The following is an 18,192-nucleotide window of genomic DNA, read 5'->3' as shown; positions in this document are numbered from 1 at the left end:
ACAAGTTTTTTCCGGGCCGGGGCGGCCCGTTTCAGAGGTCATCCATGCATATCCATATCCTCGGCATCTGCGGCACCTTCATGGGTTCGCTGGCGGTGCTGGCCAAGGAACTTGGCCATCGTGTCACCGGCTCCGACGCCAACGTCTACCCGCCCATGAGCACCCAGCTGGAAGCCCAGGGAATCGAGCTGATGCAGGGGTACGAGCCCGCCCATCTGGAGCCCGCTCCGGACCTGGTGGTCGTCGGGAATGCCTTGTCCCGTGGTAACCCTGCCGTGGAATACGTGCTGAACAAGGGCCTGCACTATGTCTCCGGCCCGCAGTGGCTGGCCGACCATGTGCTGCAAGGGCGCTGGGTACTCGCGGTCGCCGGTACCCACGGCAAGACCACCACCACCAGCATGCTGGCCTGGGTGCTGGAGCATGCCGGCATGAGCCCGGGCTTCCTGATCGGCGGCGTACCGCAGAACTTCGGCGTCTCCGCACGCCTGGGCGGCACGCCTTTCTTCGTGGTGGAGGCCGACGAGTACGACAGCGCCTTCTTCGACAAGCGCTCCAAGTTCGTCCACTACCGCCCGCGCACCGCCATCCTCAACAACCTGGAATTCGACCACGCGGACATCTTCCCCGACCTCGCTGCCATCGAGCGCCAGTTCCATCACCTGGTACGGACCATCCCCGGCGAGGGGCTGGTCATCCATCCGACGTCCGAAACCGCCCTCAAGCGCGTGCTGGAGATGGGTTGCTGGACCCCGGTGCAGACCACCGGTGAAGGCGGCCAATGGCAGGCGCGCCTGCTGGCCGAGGACGGCTCGCGTTTCGACGTGCTGTTCGAAGGCCAGGTTGCCGGCACCGTGGACTGGGAGCTGACCGGCCAGCACAACGTCGCCAACGCCCTGGCCACCCTGGCTGCCGCCCGCCATGTGGGCGTGGTGCCGGAACTGGGCGTCGCCGCGCTGTCTGCCTTCAAGAGCGTCAAGCGGCGCATGGAGAAGGTGGCTGAAGTGAACGGCGTGACCATTTACGACGATTTCGCCCACCATCCGACTGCCATCGCCACCACCCTCGACGGCCTGCGCAAGCGCGTGGGCGATGCCCCAGTGATCGCGGTGATCGAACCGCGCTCCAACTCCATGAAGCTCGGTGCCCACCGCGACGGCCTGCCGGATTCGGTGAAGCTGGCCGATCAGGTGTTCTGGTACGCACCGCCGAATCTGGGCTGGGATCTGGCGGCCACGGTTGCCGGCTCCACTGTGCCGACCCAGGTGTGCGAATCCCTGGAGTCGATCATCGAGGGGGTGAAGGCCATCGCCGCGCCCGGCACCCAGGTGGTGATCATGAGCAACGGCGGTTTCGGCGGCCTGCACGGCAAGCTGGCCAAGGCGCTCGAACAGTAAGGAACTGGCGATGACTGGACCTTCCCGCATCACCCTGGCGATGACTGGCGCATCCGGCGCCCAGTACGGCTTGCGCCTGCTGGACTGCCTGATCCAGGAAGACCGCGAAGTGCACTTCCTGATTTCCAAGGCGGCGCAGCTGGTAATGGCCACCGAAACCGATGTGACCCTGCCGGCCAAGCCCCAGTCCATGCAGGCCTTCCTCAGCGAATACACCGGTGCCGCACCGGGCCAGATTCGCTGCTATGGCAAGGAAGACTGGATGTCTCCAGTGGCGTCCGGTTCCGGCGCGCCAGCGGCCATGGTGGTGGTGCCCTGTTCCACCGGCACGCTTTCGGCCATCGCCACCGGTGCTTGCAACAACCTGATCGAGCGCGCCGCCGACGTGACGCTGAAGGAGCGCCGCCAGCTGATTCTGGTGCCGCGCGAGGCGCCGTACTCCAGCATCCATCTGGAGAACATGCTCAAGCTTTCCAATCTGGGCGCGGTGATCGTGCCGGCCTCGCCGGGCTTCTATCACCAGCCGCAGACCATCGATGACCTGGTCGACTTCGTGGTGGCGCGCATCCTCAACCTGCTGGATATCCCGCAGGACATGCTGCCGCGTTGGGGCGAACACCATCAGGGCGTCGATGACTAAGCGCCTCTCTCTGGCCGTGCTGGCGCTGGCCCTGCTGCAGGGCTGTGCCAGTGTCGGCACCCTCAACGCGGCCAAACCCGGGGCGCCGATCATCTATTCCGGCACCCGCCTGGACTGGTATTCGCTCAATGGCGGCTGCTGCCCGACGGACCGTTTTGGCGTCGAGCCGCCGGCCTATCCGGCCCTGGACCTGCCGGCCAGCGCCCTGATGGACACGCTGCTGTTGCCGTTCGCGGTGGCGGCGGAGATGGGGGTGGTGCTCGGGGTTTCGGGTGGTTACTGAACGCCTGGGGATGATGGGCGGCGCATTTGTGGGAGCGAATTTATTCGCGAATGAATTCGCTCCCACAGGTCTTGCATCAATCGCTTATGCCGGCTCCTGGCAGACATCCACCCACTTCGCTTCCACCAGCTCGGCCATGTATTCCGGGGCGATGCGCACGGCGCTGTGCACGGCGCCGGCCGCCGGCACCACTTCATCGAAGGCTTGCAGGGAACGGTCGCAGTAGACCGGCAGCGGGGTTGCCAGCCCGAACGGGCAGACGCCGCCCACTGGGTGACTGGTCAGGGATTCCACCGTCTCGGCATCCAGCATCTTGGCCTTGGCGCCGAAGGTTTCCTTGAACTTGCGGTTGTCGATCCGCGCGTCGCCACGGGCCACCACCAGCACGGCGTCCTCACCGACGCGGAAGGCCAGGGTCTTGGCGATGCGGCCAGGCTCGACGCCATGGGCTTCAGCGGCCAGTGCGACGGTGGCGGTGCTGGTGTGCAGTTCGATGATGTCGATTTCCGGCGCCTTCCCGGCAAAGAAGGCGCGGACCGATTCAAGGCTCATGGGCGATCCCTTCTGGTAAAGGTACGAATCCTTGTGCAGGCGCAGGGCCTGCGTCAATCCGGATTCAGCGGCCCAGCCGGCGCAGTTCGTCCGACTCGATGATGCGAATTCCGTCCTGTTCCTCCAGTGCCAGGCGCCAGAGGGCGCGGGCCAGGGTGCAGACGTCGATACCCCGGTACTTGCCTGGCAGCCAGCGCATGACGGCCGCCGCGATGCGCTCGCCGAAGCGGAATTCGTTGCGCGGCCCCATCAGCAGGGAGGGGCGCGCGATGGTCAGCTGCGGCCAGTCCATGGCTTTCAGGGCTTCTTCCATCTCGCCCTTCACCTTGTTGTAGAAGATCGGCGACGACTGGTTGGCGCCGAGGGCGCTGATCACGATGAAGTGCCGTGCGCCCAGTTCGCGGGCACGGCGGGCGGCGGCCAGGACCAGGTCCAGGTCGACCGCGCGGAAGGCTTCCTGGGAGCCGGCCTGGCGGATGGTGCTGCCCAGGCAGCAGAAGGCGACGTCTATCCGGCCTTCCAGTTGCGGCAGCATTTCGACCAGGGGGCCGACGGGATTTTGCAGGTGCGGGTGCTCGGCCAGAGGGCGACGGGTCGGCGCCAGGACCCTGGCGACGGTGGGTTCGTTGAGCAGGCGGTCGAGCAGGTGCTCGCCGGTCAGTCCAGTGGCGCCGGCGAGCAGTATGTGCTGGGGCGTCAAATGCATGTTGTGTCTCCGCTGATACACGCTGAGCTTAGTGGTTGCGCGCGGTTTTGTCGGTGTTTGCGCTGCTCTGCGCGGTCAGGGCCTGCTCCGCCTGGTGTTCGCGAAGCGCCCGCCAGTGAGCGGTCACGGCCTTCGGCGCCCAGATTTGCGGTTCCGACGCTTCGAAATCGTCGGCCTTCTCTCGCTCGGCGACTTTCTCCTTGGCGATGCCGAAGGCGCGTTCCAGGTCATCGGTCTCGCTGAAGGCGTCGGCGAACAGGGCGCGACCGAAGTAGGTGAAGTCGTTCTCTTCGGAGCAACCGAAGGACACGCGATCGGAGCGGGCGGCGGTCATGATCAGGGTCTTCTCATCCTTCAGGGGTGGAATGAAACCACCGGAGAAACAGGCAGAAATCACCAGCACCTTGTACCTGTCCTTGAGAGGGTCGAGCAGGTTCGCGAGTTCCTGTGCCGGCAGGTGGCCCAGCTGCAGGCCGGGCTGCTCCAAGGCCAGTTCGTGGGTTGGCGAGCCGTGGCTGGTGAGGTAGATGAACACCAGGTCTTCCGGACCGCTGCGTCGGGCGACCGCCTGGATGGCTCGGGCAAGGCTTTCGCGGGTGGCCAGGGGGCGGTCGGCCATGTGCTCGCGGTGGTTGACCAGGGTGATCTGGCCATGGGCGCCGAAGCGTTCGGCCAGGAGCCTGGAAACATAGTCTGCTTCGCGCAGGAACACGCTCTGGCGTCCGTCGCCGGCGAGGCTGATGGAGTAGAGCTCCACTTCCGGGGTGGAGGCCGGTACGGCGTCTATGGCCCGTTGGAGCAGGTCGCCCTGGGCCAGCAAGCCAATTTCCAGGGGATCGGGCAGGGCCTTGCCCTGTTCGTCACGGATGCGTGTGCCGTCCTGCCAGACGCCTCCTTCATGCTTGCCGTCCGCCAGCGTCAGCTTGCCGGTGCCGCTGTAGAGGCCGTCGTTGAAGTGCCCCTGGTAGCGGCTGCCGTCTGCCAGGGAAAGCTTGCCTTCACCCTGGTAGCGCCAGTGCTTGAAGTGGCCCTGGTAATGACTGCCGTCAGCGCCGATGAATTCGCCTTCGCCAACCAGATTGCCTTCCTTGAACCGGCCGCTCCAGACATCGCCGTCGGCACTGCTGAAGCGACCCTTGCCATCGAACAGGCTGTCCTTGAACTCGCCGATGTAGTGGGAGCCGTCTTCGCCCTGATAGGCGCCCTGGCCCTGGAGCTGGCCGCGCTTGAATCGACCGCTGAAGCGGTTGCCGGCCTCGTCGGTGCGGACCCCTTCGCCGTCCGGCGCACCGGCACTGAAGAGGCCCTGATAGTTGCTGCCATCGGGCCACTCAAGGCTTCCGAAGCCCTGGTACTTGTCATTGCGGAACTGGCCGCGATAGGTGACGTCGCCCTGGCGCAGGGTGCCTTCGCCATCGAACTGGTTATGGGCGAAGCCGCCCTCGTAGGTGGTGCCATTGCCGTAGGCGAGGCGGCCCTGGCCGTGGAACAGGCCGGCCTTGAATTCGCCGCTGTAGACCAGGCCATTGGGGCCGTGCCATTCGCCCTGGCCGTCGGGTTGGCCATCCTTGAACTGGCCCTCGAACCAGGTGCCGTTGTTGTAGTCCAGACGCCCCGGACCTTGCAGCAGGCCGTCGACCAGATCGCCGCGATAGCGGGAGCCGTCCGGCAGGCGAGCGTCTGGCGGGGTCAGGGGTTCTCCTTCGCCGCAGGCCGCAAGAAGCAGTGCGAGCGTGAGGGGCAGAAGCGGCTTCATCGGGTGTCCTTTTCCTTGCATCTGCCCTTCAGTTTGGCGCAAAAAAGCCCGCTGCTGCGGGCTTTTTTGTGGCCTGGCTACGGCTTAGACGAAGCAGAGGCTCAGGGATTCGGCGATGTAGGCGGGCTTCTGCTGGCCTTCGATTTCCAGGGTGCAGAGGGCCTTGATCAGCCATTGGCCGGGGTTCTTCTCGTTGACGTCGATGACCTTCACGGCCAGGCGCACGCGGGAATCCACCTTCACCGGCTGGATGAAGCGCACGCTGTCGAGGCCGTAGTTGACGACCATCTTCGCGCCTTCAGGCAGAACCAGCAGGCCGTCGATCAGCTTCGGAATCAGCGACAGGCTGAGGAAGCCGTGGGCGATGGTGGAACCGAAGGGGGTCTGCTTGGCGCGCTCAGGGTCGACGTGGATGAACTGGTGGTCTTCGGTGCATTCGGCGAACTGGTTGATGCGGTTCTGGTCGATGCTGATCCAGTCCGAGTGGCCCAATTCCTTGCCAACGTAATTCTTCAGTTCCGCTACTGGTACGTACGCCATACGTCATCCTCCGTGGATGCAGTGTTGTAATTTTTCTGGTCCGGGGGGCTTGGCCCCTCGTTTGCGTGCCCGGCGTAGATCAACACGCCGGAGGAGGTCGGTCAAGACGGCATGCCCCCTGCGAATGGCGGGTTATAGCGCGGCGGCGGGCAAGCCTATAATGCCCCCCGTCCCGGCCGAGGCTCGCCTGGCCGGACCTGACCCGTGGAGAACCTCATGCTGTTGCGCGGACTGACCTGGCTGGTGCTGTTCCAGCTGATCGGTAGCGGGCTCAATGCCCTGTTCCTGTCCATGCTGCCCGGGCCCATCATCGGCCTGGTGCTGCTCTTCCTCTATCTGCTGGTGCGCGGCGAAGTGAGCGAGCCGCTGAGCCTGGCCGCCAGCAGCCTGCTGCGCTACCTGCCGCTGCTGCTGGTGCCGCCAGCGGTGGGTGTGATGGTCTACGCCCAGGCCATCTGGGCGGACTTCTGGGCCATTGTCGGGGTGCTGGTGCTGTCCCTGCTGACCGCTTTCCTTTTCTGTGGCTGGCTGATGCAGAAGCTCATCGATCGTCAGGCGCGCCGTAAGGAGGATGCATGAACCTCGACTGGCAAGCCGCCGTGCAGGCGGTGGTGCATCACCCGCTGTTCGGCTTCGGCGTGACCCTGGCGGCCTACCAGTTGGCCCTGGCCGCCTACGAGAAGACTCGCTGGGTGTTCCTGCAGCCGGTGCTGCTGTCCATGTTGCTGCTGATCGGCGTATTGCTGGCGTTTGGTATCACCTACCAGGAGTACCGCCAGAGTACCCAACTGCTGACGGTATTCCTCGGCCCGGCGACGGTGGCGTTGGCGGTGCCGCTGTTCCTCAACCTGCGACGGATTCGCCAGCTGTTCTGGCCCACCCTGCTGACGCTGGTGTTCGGCGGGCTCTTCGCTACGCTGTCGGTAGCGGCGCTGGGCTGGTGGTTCGGCACTGAGCAGATGGTGCTGATGACCCTCTTGCCGAAGTCGGTGACCTCGCCCATCGCCATGCTGGTGGCCGAGCAGCTCGGTGGGGTGGCCGCCCTGGCGGCGGTGTTCGTGCTGATCACCGGCGTGCTCGGCGCCATACTCGGGCCTGAGCTGCTGCGCCGTTGTGGTGTGCACCATCCGGCCGCCCAAGGCATGGCCCTGGGGCTCACCGCCCACGCCGTGGGTACTGCGCGGGCGTTGCAGGAAGGCGAGGAGTGCGGTGCTTTCGCCGCCCTGGCGATGAGCTTGATGGGCGTTGCCACCGCGGTGCTGCTGCCGCTCGCCGTTGCCATGATTGCTTGAGGTCGATGCATGAAGCTGCCGCTGTTTCCGCTCAACACCGTGTTGTTTCCGGGCTGCACCCTGGATCTGCAGATCTTCGAAGCGCGCTACCTGGACATGATCGGGCGCTGCATGAAGCAGGGCGAAGGCTTCGGTGTGGTGTGCATCCTCGAAGGCCAGGAAGTGGGCGAGGCCGCCAGCCGCTTCGCCGCCATCGGCTGTGAGGCGCTGGTCCGCGATTGGCAGCAACGCCCAAATGGCTTGCTGGGCATTCGCGTGGAGGGCGGCCGGCGCTTCCATGTGAGCAAGGCGGAAGTGCTGCGCGACCAGCTGACTCTGGCCGAAGTGGAGTGGCTGGATGACGAGCCCGAGCGGCCGTTGCGCCCGGACCACGCCGACCTCGCGGCCCTGCTCAATGCCCTGGCCGAGCATCCGATGGTCCAGGGGCTGGGCATGGGTGGCGTGGTGCACGGGCAGCAGGCGCTGGCTAACCAGCTGTCCTATCTGCTGCCCTTCCATATCAAGGAAAAGATTCACCTGCTGACCCTGAGCGATCCGGACGAACGCCTGGATTTCCTCCAGGGGTTGCTGGATCAGCTGCAGGGCGAATCCATCGCCTGATGTGGGATTCAGCAGGTCAGTAGCTGTAGCGCGCCAGGGCCTCGGGCAGCGCCCAGACAGCGGCACCGCCTAACAGGGCCAGGCAGGCCGGCAGTACCACCAACCAGATACGCGGCGCCATTGCAGTGAGCGGTGCGGCACGCTGCATCAGCGCCAGGCCCGCCGCTGCGATGCCACCCGCCAGGAGGGCGCCGGCGAGGATGTCGGTGGGCCAGTGCACGCCGAGGTAGACCCGCGATAGCGCGATGGCCAGGGCCGGCAGGCAAGCCAGCAGCAGCCAGGTCAGGCGCAGGCGTCCCGGCTGCCCGCGACCGGCAAGAATCCCCAGTACCAGGAAGAAGGCGAAGGCCGCCGAGCTGTGCCCGCTGGGGAAGCTGAAGGTGGTCAGGGGCTCGGCGAGCACTTCTGGCCGCGCCCGCGCGAAGAGCTGCTTGAGTCCGGTATTGGCCAGCGCGGTCGCCACCAGGGTGCCGATGGCGAAGCAGGCGGGGCGCCATTGGCGCAGCAGCAACAGCAGACCACCGAGCAGGGCGCCGGCGAGGAGCTGGGTAGTGAAGTCGCCGAGGCGGGTGACCAGCACCATCAACTGGTCGAGGCTGGCGTGGCGCTGTTCCTGAACCAGCGCCATCAGGCCCTGGTCCAGAGCCTGCAGGTGCGGCCAGCCGATCAGCAGGGCGCCCAGCGCCATCAGGCTCAGGCCTGCCGCCAATGGGTTGGCCCAGCGCTTTTCACGCAGCGTGCTGTGGACGATCAGGCCGAGCATGGCCACTACCGCCACTATCACCACCCCGGCTTCGCCCCAGAAGCCTTCCGGCAGCGGCAGGCGCAAGGCGGCGCCGGTGGCCCAGCCGGGGACCAGGTAGGCCACGGCCCATCCGGCGGCGGCCAGCATGCTGACGGCGACGAAACGTGGGAAGGGCATGTCCAGCATGCCGGCTACCATCGGCAGCATGGGCCGCAGCGGGCCGATGTAGCGGCCCACCAGCAGGCTGGCGACGCCGTAGCGCTGGAAGTAGTTCTCGGCGCCGCTGATCCATTCCGGGTGGTCCCGCAGCAGCGGCAGGTTGCGGATGTTCTGGTGGAAGCGACGGCCCAGGCCGTAGGAGATCATGTCGCCCAGCAGTCCGCCGGTGTAGGCCAGCAGCAGGGTTTCCCAGAGCTCCAGCGCGCCGCTGCCGGCCATCACGCCAACGGCGAACAGCAGGGCGACGCCCGGTACCACGATGCCGGCGATGGCCAGGCATTCAATGCAGGCGATCAGGAAGATGGCCAGGCCCAGCCATTCCGGATTGGCGCCGAGCCAGGCGGTGACCTGGTCGAACCATTGACTCATGGGTGAATGTCCTCGATCAGCGTGAAGTCGCGTCCTTCGACCTGCCCGCGGCGCAGCGGATTGCGCGTGCAATGGCGAGCGTAGGCGGCGTCGACGAAGCGGTAGGGCAGGTGTTCGTCGCGGCCGTGGGGAATTCCCAGGCGCGCGGTCTGGATGATGGTGGCGGGGCGCTCGCCGACGTCTTCGACGAACAGGCGCTGCCAGTCGAAGCGCTGACCGTCCCAGTCGGGCACCTTGAGGCCGAGGGAGCGGCACAGCAGGGTCTGGCCGGCGCAGAGGCGTTCGGCCGGGCGCGGCCCGCCCTGGGCGTCGGGGTTGTTGCCTTGCATGGCGGCCAGCGCGTCGGCGGGGGAGATGTTGTCCACCCAGGGGTGGCCGGACTTGATCAGTACTGCATTGCCGGCCCCGTGGGCGCTGAAGTTGAGCGAGTCGCCGCCCCGGGCGTAGTACATATAGATGTGCCCGCCATCGAGAAAGAGTGCGCGGCGCTTGTGGGTGTAACCGAGGGAAGCATGGCTGCCCTTGTCCACCAGGTAGTAGGCCTCGGTCTCGATGATGCGCGCGGACAGCCAGCGACCGTCGACCCGGTGGCGGATGACCTTGCCCAGCAGCTCGCGGGCCACTTGCTGGGCGTCGCGGTCGAAAAAGGCATCGGTCAGCGGGCGGGCACCAGGCCAGGGCAAACTAAGGATGGGATCGCAGGACATGGGGCTGTCGCAGGGTTACGGGTCGGAATAGGCTCGCGATTATACGGAAGCACGCTGAGCCGAAGCTGAATGCCGGCGTCGGAATCGTCACGCAAAATAACAAGAGCCCGTTGCCATGTCCCGAGCCGCTCGCGTCGACAGTGCCCACATCACCCCCAGTGCGCACTACACCGGTTATGTCTGGTATCGCCACCAGCTCGCCGAGGAACCCTTCGTCACCCCCTTCGGACGTTTCGCCCACGGCGTGCTGGCGCCGGTCAGCTGGGGCGCGCGTGTGGCTTTTGGTCTGGATGTTGAGCATTTCCTGTTGCAGCGCCACCTGTTGATCGACGCCCTGTTGCGCGAGGCCATCGAGCAGCGCGGGGTGCGCCAGGTGGTGGAGATCGCCTGCGGCCTGTCGCCCCGGGGGCGGCGTTTCTGTTCCCGTTACCCGCAATTGCGCTACCTGGAAGCCGACCTGCCGCCCATGGCTGCGCGCAAGCGCCTGCTGCTGCATGAAGAGGGCTGGCTGGATGCCCGGCATCAGGTGCGCCCTGTGGATATCCTCGCCGAGCAGTGCGCGAACGACCTGCAGGCGCTGTTCTCCGGGCTGGATCGGGAAGAGCCGGTGCTGGTGATCACCGAAGGGCTGGTGAACTACTTCGAGCTACCGGTAATAGAAGGCTTCTGGGCTCGCCTTGCGGCGCAATTGCGCCAATTCCCGTCCGCCACCTACCTCACTGATCTCTATCCCGACCTGCGCGAGCACCCGCGCTACCGGCAATTGCGCTGGGGCATTGACCTCGTGGGCCGATTGACCCGTGGCCGCTATCACCTGCACTACCGGGGCGACGACGCCATTATCGCGGGCTTCGAAGGTTGCGGCTTCGGCGAAGTCCGGGTGCATGACCCGAAGGAGCTGGAGGCAGCACCGGCGGATGCCTGGCCGGCGCTGGTGCGGGTGGTGGAGGGGCTAACCTGAGGATGGACTTCTGATGTGGGAGCGAATTTATTCGCGAATGAATTCGCTCCCACAATAACGGCGGCAGTCTGTGATCAGGCGTAGGCCACCTCTTGCGGCTCGGCCTGCACCACCTGCGCCGCCAGCGCGTCGCTGGCCTGTGCATCGGTGTGGGGGAAGACCAGCGCGAGGCAATCGCCCTCATGGCGCAAGGGCAGGACATCCAGTTCCGGCAGTTCGCCGGCCTGCAAGCGCCAGCCACGCGAGGGCAGCGCGCGCGGCAGGTTGCCGGCCACCAGGCCGCCGAAGAATCCCAGTTCGCAGACATCCACCGACCATTCGCCCGCTTCAGCGTGCAGCAGCCGGCCTCGTCGGTTCAGCGGGGCCACGCGCGGTTCCTGGCGCCGCTCCAGGCGGTCCAGGCGATTGCGTGCCAGACGCGTGGCACCGGGGCTGACCAGGGGCAGGGCGGTGCCCTGGAGGAAGGGGCGATAGAAGCTGGCGCAGGCTTCGCGCTGCTCGAACTGGGCCAGGTGATCGCCGTTGTGGATAAGCGCGCAATCGGCATCGGCACAGGCGGCGGCGAAGCCCGCGTGCTCCCAGGGCTGGGTGAAATGGTCGTATTCGCCGGCCAGGACCAGGGTCGGGCAGGTCGGATGACGGGTGAATCCCGGGAAGTCGAGCAAACGGCGGCTATTTTGCAGGTATCGCTCGACTTCTTGCGGGGAAAGTCGCTGCATCTGCCGCAGAAGTGCCTTGCGGAAGACCAGCGAGACGCCGGTTTCATCCAGGCGCAGGGGATTGATCAGTCCGGTCAGGGCGCCTTGGGCGAAGCGCAGGACCTGGCCCTCGGTCAGCAGGTCCAGGCCTTCCTCCAGCATGCGCCGGGCGCCGGGCCGGCCGAAGGCGGTGATCCCAGCCAACAGCAGGCGCGCGCAGCGCTGCGGGTGGCGTACGGCGAACAGTGCCGCCAGGGCCGAGCCGTAGGACAGGCCGATGGGCATCAACGGTGGCAGGCGGAGCTCTTCGGCGAACGCGGCGATCAGGTCGGCCAGCTGTTCGAGCGAGAGCTCAGGCGCCAGTTGCAGGTTTGCGCCCTGACTTGGCAGGTCGAGGAGGATCACCGGGTGATGGGGCAGCAGTTCCTGCACCTCCGCGCCGAATGAGCGAAAGCTCTGGAAGGCGCCGCCGAGCATCAGGATCGGCTCGCGATTGTCCTCGGCGTGTCGGGAGAAGGCCTGGTAATGCAGGGTCCAGGCGCCGAGCTGGACGACGCGGGGCACATCGTTCAGGTGCTGTGGGGCGAAGTCGGTCTGGTAACGCATGGCGGGTTCTCCGGCGCCTGGGCGCTTCTTGTTCTTCTGCGACGACTGCGATTGGAAGGTAAACAGCGCGGTCACTTTTGTTTACCCAACCTTCGGGCGGGCGCTGGGGGCGGGTGTCACCGTCCCGGCTGCGGCCCGCCTGGGACTAGGCCCGTGCCGTTACCGGCGGCGCCTGTGGAATGGGCTGTCTACCATCCGCCCGGCGCCGCTGGGCGCGGACGAGCGCGGTCGCTATAATCAGCCGCTTTCCCTTCGCCAGAACACGAGACCATGACCGAGTCCGTTCTCGATTACATGACCCGCCTTGGCCGCGCCGCTCGCGCCGCCTCGCGCGTGGCCGCCCGTGCCAGCACCGCGCAGAAGAACCGCGCCCTGCTGGCTGCCGCCGATGCCCTGGACGCAGCTCGTGCCGAGCTGACCGCCGCCAACGAGCAGGACCTGGCCAATGGCCGGGCCAATGGCCTGGAGCCAGCCATGCTCGACCGCCTGGCGCTGACCCCGGCGCGCATCGACGACATGATCGAGGGCCTGCGTCAGGTCGCCACCCTGCCGGACCCCATCGGCGAAATCCGCGACATGCGCTACCTGCCGTCCGGCATCCAGGTTGGCAAGATGCGCGTGCCGCTGGGCGTGATCGGCATCATCTATGAGTCGCGGCCGAACGTGACCATCGATGCGGCCAGCCTCTGCCTGAAGTCCGGCAACGCCACCATCCTGCGTGGCGGCTCCGAGGCCATCCATTCCAACCAGGCCATCGCCGCCTGCATCCAGAAGGGCCTGGCCGACGCCGGCCTGCCCAGCGAGCTGGTGCAAGTGGTGGAAACCACCGACCGCGCCGCCGTGGGTGCGCTGATCAGCATGCCGGAGTACGTGGACGTGATCGTCCCGCGCGGTGGCAAGGGCCTGATCGAACGCATCAGCCGCGAAGCCAAGGTGCCGGTGATCAAGCACCTGGACGGCATCTGCCACGTCTATATCGACGTCGCCGCCGACCTGGACAAGGCGATCCGTGTGGCAGACAACGCCAAGACCCAGCGTTACGCACCGTGCAACACCATGGAAACCCTGCTGGTGCACGAAGGCATTGCCGCGCGCGTACTGCCGCCGCTGGCCGCCATCTACCGCGACAAGGGCGTGGAGCTGCGCGGCGACGCCGCTACCCGTGCCCTGCTGGGCGCCGATGTGCTGGAGGCGACCGAAGAAGACTGGCGTACCGAGTACAACGCGCCGATCCTCTCGATCCGCATCGTCGACGGCCTGGAGCAGGCCATCGAGCACATCAACACCTACGGCTCGCAGCACACCGACGCGATCATCACCGAGAACTTCAGTGATGCCCGGCGTTTCCTCACCGAAGTGGATTCCGCCTCGGTGATGGTCAATGCCTCGACCCGCTTCGCCGATGGCTTCGAATACGGCCTGGGTGCGGAGATCGGCATTTCCACCGACAAGCTGCACGCCCGCGGCCCAGTCGGTCTGGAAGGCCTGACCAGCGAGAAGTACGTGGTCTTCGGCGACGGTCACGTACGTACCTGATGGGCAAGCGCATCGGCCTCTTCGGCGGCACTTTCGATCCCGTGCATATCGGCCACTTGCGGGGTGCCCTCGAGGTGGCCGAGCAGTTCGGCTTCGATGAGCTGCGCCTGATTCCCAGCGCGCGCCCGCCGCACCGCGAAACCCCGCGGGTTTCGGCGGCTCAGCGCCTGGAAATGGTGCAGCTGGCGGTGGCCGGAGTTGCGCCGCTGGTGGTGGACGATCGCGAACTCAAGCGCGAGCGGCCGTCCTGGACCATCGAAACGCTGGAGTCCCTGCGGACCGAGCTGGCTGCTGATGACCAGTTGTTCCTGCTGGTCGGCTGGGACGCTTTTTGCGGCCTGCCGAGCTGGCACCGCTGGAGCGAGCTGCTGGACCATTGCCACATCCTGGTCCTGCAGCGTCCGGATGCCGACAGCGAGGCACCGGAAGACCTGCGCGACCTGTTGGCGGCGCGCAGCGCGGTCGATCCGCAATCGCTGCAGGGGCCGTCCGGGCAGATTGCTTTCGTCTGGCAGACGCCCCTGGCGATTTCCGCCACCCAGATCCGCCAATTGCTGGGGGAGGGGCGCTCGGTGCGCTTTCTCGTGCCCGATGCCGTATTGGCCTATATCCATGCGCACGATCTGTACCGTGCGCCGAACTGATTCACTGAGGTAGTTGAACCCGATGCAAAACGAAGAACTCGTCAAGGTCGCCATCGCGGCCCTGGAAGACCTGAAAGGTCAGGAAATCACCACCATCGACGTACGTGGCAAGACCAGCATCACCGATTTCATGGTGATCGCCAGCGGCACCTCCGGTCGTCACGTCAAGTCCCTGGCCGAGAACGTCCTGGAAAAGGCCAAGGAACAAGGCGTGCGCGCCCTGGGTAGCGAAGGTCTGGACGGCGGCGAGTGGGCCCTGCTGGACCTGGGCGATGTGGTGGTGCATGTGATGCAGGTCGCCACCCGCCAGTTCTATGACCTGGAGCGCCTGTGGCAAGGCGCCGAGCAGAGCCGTGCCCACCACAGCCACGAGTAAGCGGGGCGTCCCTTGCGTCTACGTCTGATCGCCGTTGGCACTCGGATGCCGCGTTGGGTGGAAGAGGGCTGGCACGAGTACGTCAAGCGCCTGCCTTCTGAGCTCAGCCTGGAACTGGTGGAAATTCCCCTGACCACGCGCGGCAAGAACGCCGACGTGGCGCGGATGATCCGCCAGGAAGGTGAGGCCATGCTGGCCAAGGTCCAGCCGGGGGAACGCATCGTCACCCTGGAAGTCCAAGGTCGGCCCTGGAGCACCGAGCAACTGGCGGCCGAACTGGACCGCTGGCGCCTGGATTCGCGCACCGTCAACCTCATGGTCGGTGGTCCGGAAGGGCTGGCGCCGGAGGTTTGTGCCCGTAGCGAGCAGCGCTGGTCGCTGTCGCCTCTGACGCTGCCGCATCCGTTGGTCCGCATCCTCATTGGCGAGCAGATCTACCGCGCCTGGACGGTGTTGTCCGGCCACCCCTACCACAAGTAAGCCCCGTCCATGCCGCAACCGATTCGCCTCAAAGATCACGAGAAGGACGCCCGTCTGGTACGCCGGCGCGTGATCGTGGGCGCGGCGGCGGTATTGATGCTGACCTGCGTGCTGATTACCCGCCTCTATTACCTGCAGGTGATCCAGTACGACTACCACTCGACCCTGTCGGAGAACAATCGCGTCCACGTGCAGCCGATTCCGCCCACCCGAGGGCTGATCTTCGACCGCAATGGTGTGATCATCGCCGACAACCGGCCCAGCTTCAGTCTCAGCGTGACCCGTGAGCGCGCCGGCGACTGGGAGCAGACCCTCGACGTGATAGTCGAAGTGTTGCAGCTGACCCCCGATGATCGTGCGTTGTTCGAAAAACGCATGAAGCAGGGGAGGCGCCCGTTCGAGCCAGTGCCCATCCTCTTCGAGCTGACCGAGGAGCAGATCGCCCGCATCGCGGTGAACCAGTTCCGCCTGCCCGGCGTCGAGGTGGTGGCGCAACTGGTGCGCCACTATCCGCAGGGCGCGCATTTCGCCCATTCCGTGGGCTACGTCGGCCGGATCAACGAGAAGGAACTCAAGCAGCTCGATCCGGTGAACTACAGCGGCACCCATCACATCGGCAAGACCGGCATCGAGCGCTTCTACGAAGACCAGTTGCACGGCGAGGTGGGTTACGAGGAAGTCGAGACCAACGCCCGCGGCCGCGTATTGCGTGTGCTCAAGCGCACCGACCCGAAACCCGGCAAGGATCTGGTGCTGACCCTCGATGTGCGTCTGCAAGAGGCTGCCGAACAGGCTCTGGCCGGCCGTCGTGGCGCTATCGTCGCTATCGAGCCGTCCAGCGGTGATGTGCTGGCCATGGTCAGCCAGCCGAGTTTCGACCCCAACCCCTTCGTTACCGGCATCAGCTTCAAGGCCTATGCCGAGCTGCGCGATTCCATCGACCGGCCGCTGTACAACCGCGTATTGCGTGGCCTGTATCCGCCGGGTTCGACCATCAAGCCGATGGTGGCCGTGTCCGGCCTGGATTCCGGTGTGGTGACGCCGGCCTCGCGGGTTTTCGATCCCGGCTTCTACCAACTGCCCAATTACGATCACAAGTACCGCAACTGGAACCGTTCCGGTGACGGCTGGGTGAACATGGAAACCGCGATCATGCGGTCAAATGACACCTACTTCTACGATCTTGCCCACAAGATGGGCATCGATCGACTTCATGACTACATGAGCCGCTTTGGCTTCGGTCAGCGCGTGGCCCTGGACATGTTCGAGGAGTCCTCCGGCCTGATGCCGTCTCGCGAGTGGAAGCGCGCGCGTTACCGTCAGGCCTGGTTCCCGGGGGAAACGCTGATCCTCGGTATCGGCCAGGGCTACATGCAGGCCACCCCGCTGCAACTCGCCCAGGCGGTTGCGCTCATGGCCAACCGTGGCAAGTGGATTCGCCCGCACCTGGCCAAGACCATCGAAGGCCAGCCGCCGCTGGACCCGAACCCGATGCCGGACATCGTCCTGCGTGACCCGAAATACTGGGATGCCGGCCGCAACGGCATGGAGCAGGTGGTCCACGGTGCCCGGGGTACGGCGCACAAGGTTGGCGCGAGCTCCGTCTACCGTATCGCCGGCAAGTCCGGTACCGCCCAGGTGGTGGCCATCAAGCAGGGCGAGAAGTACGACCGCTCCAAGGTGCAGGAGCGCCACCGTGACCATGCCCTGTTCGTCGCCTTCGCCCCGGCGGAAGACCCGAAGATCGCCGTAGCAGTGATGGTGGAGAACGGCGAATCCGGTTCGGGCGTTGCCGCGCCGGTGGTCAAGCAGGTCATGGATGCCTGGCTGCTCGGTGAAGACGGCCAGCTGAAACCCGAGTTCCGACCGCCGCAGCCGCTGGCGGAACAGCAGAGCGCCAATCGATGAACAGCAACTTCGACCGCACCATCTCCCAGGAGGACGTGCTCAAGCGCCGCGCCACGCTGCTGCAGCGCCTGCACATCGACGGCTGGCTGCTGCTGATCATCCTGATGCTGGCCGCCGGCAGCCTGTTCGTCCTTTATTCGGCGAGCGGCAAGCACTGGGACCTGCTGATGAAGCAGGCCAGCTCCTTCGGTCTGGGCATCGGCGCGATGATCGTCATCGCCCAGTTCGAGCCGCGCTTCATGGCACGCTGGGTGCCGCTCGCCTACGTGGTCGGGGTGGCGTTGCTGATGGTCGTGGAGATCATGGGCCACACGGCCATGGGCGCGACCCGCTGGATCAATATTCCCGGGGTGATCCGCTTCCAGCCCTCGGAGTTCATGAAGATCATCATGCCGGCGACCATCGCCTGGTACCTGTCGCGGCACAACCTGCCGCCGAAACTCAAGCACATCGCCATCAGCCTGGTGCTGATCCTCGTGCCCTTCGTGCTGATCCTGAAGCAGCCCGACCTCGGCACCGCGCTGCTGATCCTGGCCTCCGGCGCCTTCGTGCTGTTCATGGCCGGCCTGCAGTGGCGCTGGATCCTCGGTGCGGTGGCGGCCGTCGTGCCCGTGGCGGTAGCCATGTGGTACTTCGTGCTGCACGACTACCAGAAGCAGCGGGTTCTGACCTTCCTCGACCCGGAAAGCGATCCGCTGGGCACGGGCTGGAACATCATCCAGTCCAAGGCGGCCATCGGCTCTGGCGGGGTGTTCGGCAAGGGCTGGTTGCTGGGCACTCAGTCGCACCTGGATTTTTTGCCCGAAAGCCACACGGACTTTATCATTGCGGTCCTCGGCGAAGAGTTCGGCCTGGTGGGCGCCTGCCTGCTGCTGTTGGTCTACCTGCTCCTGATCGGCCGCGGCCTGGTGATTACCGCCCAGGCCCAGACCCTGTTCGGCAAGCTGCTGGCGGGCAGTCTGACCATGACCTTCTTCGTGTACGTGTTCGTCAATATCGGCATGGTCAGTGGACTCTTGCCGGTCGTGGGGGTGCCCCTGCCCTTCATTAGTTACGGCGGAACCCATCTGGTGACGCTGCTGTCTGGGTTTGGGGTGTTGATGGCGATCCATACCCATCGCAAGTGGATCGCCCAGGTTTGAAACGAGTGAGAGATTTGAAAGCACTGCGCACTTGG

20 protein-coding genes are annotated in these 18,192 nt (G+C 65.8%); 13 read left to right on the top strand and 7 right to left on the bottom strand.

Features of this window, described 5'->3' with window-relative positions:
* Positions 1 to 44: 44 nt before the first annotated feature.
* Genes mpl through E8E91_RS20800 form a run of 3 tightly spaced genes read left to right on the top strand, consistent with a single transcriptional unit; the run spans position 45 to position 2,320 of the window.
* A complete protein-coding gene (gene mpl / locus E8E91_RS20810) occupies positions 45 to 1,397 on the top strand; it encodes a UDP-N-acetylmuramate:L-alanyl-gamma-D-glutamyl-meso-diaminopimelate ligase (protein WP_280378428.1) in 1,353 nt (450 codons plus the stop codon).
* A 10-nt stretch (positions 1,398 to 1,407) separates the two neighbouring features.
* Positions 1,408 to 2,037, top strand: coding sequence for a flavin prenyltransferase UbiX (ubiX, locus tag E8E91_RS20805; RefSeq protein WP_280378425.1), 630 nt, complete (start codon positions 1,408 to 1,410; stop codon positions 2,035 to 2,037).
* Positions 2,030 to 2,320: a YceK/YidQ family lipoprotein gene (locus tag E8E91_RS20800; RefSeq protein ID WP_280378422.1), complete on the top strand. Its 291-nt coding sequence runs from the start codon at positions 2,030 to 2,032 to the stop codon at positions 2,318 to 2,320. Before ubiX ends, E8E91_RS20800 begins: the two co-directional genes overlap by 8 nt.
* Before the next feature lie 84 nt (positions 2,321 to 2,404).
* On the opposite strand, the gene E8E91_RS20795 is transcribed toward E8E91_RS20800, so the two are convergent.
* The 4 genes from E8E91_RS20795 to E8E91_RS20780 form a co-directional block, all read right to left on the bottom strand.
* Positions 2,405 to 2,872 (bottom strand): YbaK/EbsC family protein, encoded by a 468-nt coding sequence (locus E8E91_RS20795; protein WP_280378419.1) that lies wholly within the window; start codon positions 2,870 to 2,872, stop codon positions 2,405 to 2,407.
* Between the two features lie 64 nt (positions 2,873 to 2,936).
* On the bottom strand, positions 2,937 to 3,578 hold the full coding sequence (locus E8E91_RS20790) for an oxidoreductase (protein WP_280378418.1): 642 nt from the start codon (positions 3,576 to 3,578) through the stop codon (positions 2,937 to 2,939).
* Between the two features lie 28 nt (positions 3,579 to 3,606).
* Complete coding sequence (locus E8E91_RS20785) at positions 3,607 to 5,334, bottom strand: C13 family peptidase (protein WP_280378415.1); 1,728 nt, start codon at positions 5,332 to 5,334, stop codon at positions 3,607 to 3,609.
* 84 nt (positions 5,335 to 5,418) lie between these two features.
* Positions 5,419 to 5,874, bottom strand: a complete 456-nt coding sequence (locus tag E8E91_RS20780) for a MaoC family dehydratase (RefSeq protein WP_151131679.1) — start codon at positions 5,872 to 5,874, stop codon at positions 5,419 to 5,421.
* 216 nt (positions 5,875 to 6,090) lie between these two features.
* On the opposite strand from E8E91_RS20780, the gene E8E91_RS20775 reads away from it, so the two are divergent.
* Genes E8E91_RS20775 through E8E91_RS20765 form a run of 3 tightly spaced genes read left to right on the top strand, consistent with a single transcriptional unit; the run spans position 6,091 to position 7,766 of the window.
* A complete protein-coding gene (locus E8E91_RS20775) occupies positions 6,091 to 6,453 on the top strand; it encodes a CidA/LrgA family protein (protein WP_280378412.1) in 363 nt (120 codons plus the stop codon).
* Positions 6,450 to 7,166, top strand: coding sequence for an LrgB family protein (locus tag E8E91_RS20770; RefSeq protein WP_280378411.1), 717 nt, complete (start codon positions 6,450 to 6,452; stop codon positions 7,164 to 7,166). The genes E8E91_RS20775 and E8E91_RS20770 overlap by 4 nt, the downstream gene beginning before the upstream one ends.
* Positions 7,167 to 7,175: 9 nt before the next feature.
* Complete coding sequence (locus E8E91_RS20765; RefSeq protein WP_280378409.1) at positions 7,176 to 7,766, top strand: LON peptidase substrate-binding domain-containing protein; 591 nt, start codon at positions 7,176 to 7,178, stop codon at positions 7,764 to 7,766.
* Between the two features lie 16 nt (positions 7,767 to 7,782).
* Here the strand turns inward: E8E91_RS20765 and E8E91_RS20760 are convergent, their stop codons facing one another.
* Complete coding sequence (locus E8E91_RS20760) at positions 7,783 to 9,099, bottom strand: bifunctional DedA family/phosphatase PAP2 family protein (RefSeq protein WP_280378406.1); 1,317 nt, start codon at positions 9,097 to 9,099, stop codon at positions 7,783 to 7,785.
* Positions 9,096 to 9,806, bottom strand: coding sequence for a DNA-3-methyladenine glycosylase (locus E8E91_RS20755; RefSeq protein WP_280378404.1), 711 nt, complete (start codon positions 9,804 to 9,806; stop codon positions 9,096 to 9,098). Before E8E91_RS20755 ends, E8E91_RS20760 begins: the two co-directional genes overlap by 4 nt.
* A gap of 115 nt (positions 9,807 to 9,921) precedes the next feature.
* Here E8E91_RS20755 and E8E91_RS20750 point away from each other — a divergent pair, with 115 nt between their 5' ends.
* On the top strand, positions 9,922 to 10,767 hold the full coding sequence (locus E8E91_RS20750) for a class I SAM-dependent methyltransferase (protein WP_280378401.1): 846 nt from the start codon (positions 9,922 to 9,924) through the stop codon (positions 10,765 to 10,767).
* Between the two features lie 74 nt (positions 10,768 to 10,841).
* On the opposite strand, the gene E8E91_RS20745 is transcribed toward E8E91_RS20750, so the two are convergent.
* Positions 10,842 to 12,071 (bottom strand): alpha/beta hydrolase, encoded by a 1,230-nt coding sequence (locus E8E91_RS20745; RefSeq protein WP_280378399.1) that lies wholly within the window; start codon positions 12,069 to 12,071, stop codon positions 10,842 to 10,844.
* A gap of 270 nt (positions 12,072 to 12,341) precedes the next feature.
* Here E8E91_RS20745 and E8E91_RS20740 point away from each other — a divergent pair, with 270 nt between their 5' ends.
* Genes E8E91_RS20740 through rodA form a run of 6 tightly spaced genes read left to right on the top strand, consistent with a single transcriptional unit; the run spans position 12,342 to position 18,157 of the window.
* A complete protein-coding gene (locus tag E8E91_RS20740) occupies positions 12,342 to 13,607 on the top strand; it encodes a glutamate-5-semialdehyde dehydrogenase (RefSeq protein ID WP_280378396.1) in 1,266 nt (421 codons plus the stop codon).
* Positions 13,607 to 14,251: a nicotinate-nucleotide adenylyltransferase gene (gene nadD, locus E8E91_RS20735; protein WP_280378395.1), complete on the top strand. Its 645-nt coding sequence runs from the start codon at positions 13,607 to 13,609 to the stop codon at positions 14,249 to 14,251. Before E8E91_RS20740 ends, nadD begins: the two co-directional genes overlap by 1 nt.
* 22 nt (positions 14,252 to 14,273) lie before the next feature.
* Positions 14,274 to 14,627: a ribosome silencing factor gene (rsfS, locus tag E8E91_RS20730; RefSeq protein WP_280378393.1), complete on the top strand. Its 354-nt coding sequence runs from the start codon at positions 14,274 to 14,276 to the stop codon at positions 14,625 to 14,627.
* Between the two features lie 12 nt (positions 14,628 to 14,639).
* The gene (gene rlmH / locus E8E91_RS20725; RefSeq protein ID WP_044872302.1) at positions 14,640 to 15,107 is read left to right on the top strand and encodes a 23S rRNA (pseudouridine(1915)-N(3))-methyltransferase RlmH; all 468 of its coding nucleotides are present in this window, start codon (positions 14,640 to 14,642) and stop codon (positions 15,105 to 15,107) included.
* A gap of 9 nt (positions 15,108 to 15,116) precedes the next feature.
* Positions 15,117 to 17,015 carry a penicillin-binding protein 2 gene (gene mrdA / locus E8E91_RS20720; RefSeq protein WP_280378391.1) on the top strand — a complete coding sequence of 633 codons (1,899 nt, stop codon included), beginning with the start codon at positions 15,117 to 15,119 and terminating at the stop codon, positions 17,013 to 17,015.
* Positions 17,012 to 18,157, top strand: a complete 1,146-nt coding sequence (gene rodA / locus E8E91_RS20715; protein WP_271470062.1) for a rod shape-determining protein RodA — start codon at positions 17,012 to 17,014, stop codon at positions 18,155 to 18,157. The genes mrdA and rodA overlap by 4 nt, the downstream gene beginning before the upstream one ends.
* The last annotated feature ends 35 nt before the right edge of the window (positions 18,158 to 18,192 follow it).

It is taken from the genome of Pseudomonas sp. BN515, from assembly GCF_029873155.1.
Taxonomy (GTDB): Bacteria; Pseudomonadota; Gammaproteobacteria; order Pseudomonadales; family Pseudomonadaceae; genus Metapseudomonas.
The sequence above is the reverse complement of the archived record's forward strand: the minus strand, read 5'-3'. Positions and strand labels throughout refer to the sequence as shown.